At 67.3% G+C, this 1282-nt stretch carries 2 pseudogenes; one reads left to right on the top strand and one right to left on the bottom strand.

The window, feature by feature from the left end:
• A pseudogene (locus tag MOV75_RS38555) lies at window positions 1-78 on the bottom strand (SpoVR family protein); the annotation flags it as partial.
• On the opposite strand from MOV75_RS38555, the pseudogene MOV75_RS38550 reads away from it, so the two are divergent.
• A pseudogene (locus MOV75_RS38550) lies at window positions 68-1282 on the top strand (flotillin domain-containing protein); the annotation flags it as partial. The pseudogenes MOV75_RS38555 and MOV75_RS38550 sit on opposite strands and share 11 nt — an antisense overlap.

Below are 1282 nucleotides of genomic sequence, written 5' to 3'. Positions count from 1 at the left end.
CATCGTCGCCGTGTTCTCCTCCATCAGATAGGAGATGCAAGGCGAGGAGTTGATCACGATCTCATAGGCGAGCCCCATCGCCCAGGAGAAGACGGTTGCGGCCGAGCGCATCCAGGCCGAGCGCGACACCCGTTCGCTCGAAATCGAGCGCACCGGCGTGCTGGAGGCGGCCGAGCTGAAGCGACGCGACGCCATCGAGCGCCAGCGCATCACGGTCGATCTGGCGCTCGAAGCCGAGCGCATCAATTCCTCCAAGAAGCGCGAGGTGCTCAATATCGAGCAGAAGAGGGCGGTCGAGATCGCCGACGAGGACCGCGTCATCGCGCTCTCCACCAAGAAGTCCGAGCGGATCGACGCCGACCGCCAGGTCCGGCAGGCCGAGATCGTCGCGCGCAAGGAGGTCGAGACCACGGACGTTTCGCGCGAGCAGGCACTGGAAGCCGCCCGCATCGAACGTCGCCGCGCCATCGAGCAGCTCGAAGTCGCACGCGTGCAGTCGCTCCAGGAGGCCGAGATCGCCTCCCGCGAGGAGGTCGAGCGCGCGCGCATCGCCTCGGACCGCGGCCTCGACGAGGCCCGCGTCGGCCGCGAGCGCGAATTGCGCAAGCTGGAAGTCAACCGCGAGAAGGAGGTGGAGACGGTCCTGATGGAGAAGGCCATCGCCATTCATCAGAAGTCGCTGGAAGAGTCTGCCGCCAAGGCGATGGCCGAGGAGGCACGGATGCGTGCGACAGAAGCGACCGAGCGCGTCATTACCGCACGCGAGAGTGAGATCGCCAAGCGGCGCAGGACCGTCGAGGTGCTGCTCGCCGAGAAGCAGGCCGAGGAAACCCGCATCGCCGCCGAGGCCGAGCGCGTACGCGCGGCGGTCGAGGCCGAGGCGCAGCGGATGCTCAACGAGGCCGAGAACGTGCTGACCGATCAGGCACGCTACTCGCTGTTCCGCAGAAAGCTGCTCGACCGGATCGAGGGCATCGTGCGCGAAAGCGTCAAGCCGATGGAGAAGATCGAGGGCATCCGCATCCTTCAGGTCGACGGCCTCAACGGCAACGGCCATGGCGGCAATGGCGGCCGCAGTGCCACCGACGAGGTGATCGACTCCGCCCTGCGCTACCGGGTCCAGGCGCCGCTGATCGACTCCATCCTGGCGGATATCGGCGTCGAGGGCGGAAGTCTCGCAAAAATGCCGGGCCTGATCCGCGAGGCCCGCGACATGCAGGGCATCAAGGAATCCGCGCGCAAGGGCGGCGGTGGTGGCGACAAGCCGGCGGCCTCCCCGCCT

The sequence above is a fragment of the Bradyrhizobium sp. PRIMUS42 genome (assembly GCF_023006515.1).
Lineage (GTDB): Bacteria > Pseudomonadota > Alphaproteobacteria > Rhizobiales > Xanthobacteraceae > Bradyrhizobium.
The sequence above is the reverse complement of the archived record's forward strand: the minus strand, read 5'-3'. Positions and strand labels throughout refer to the sequence as shown.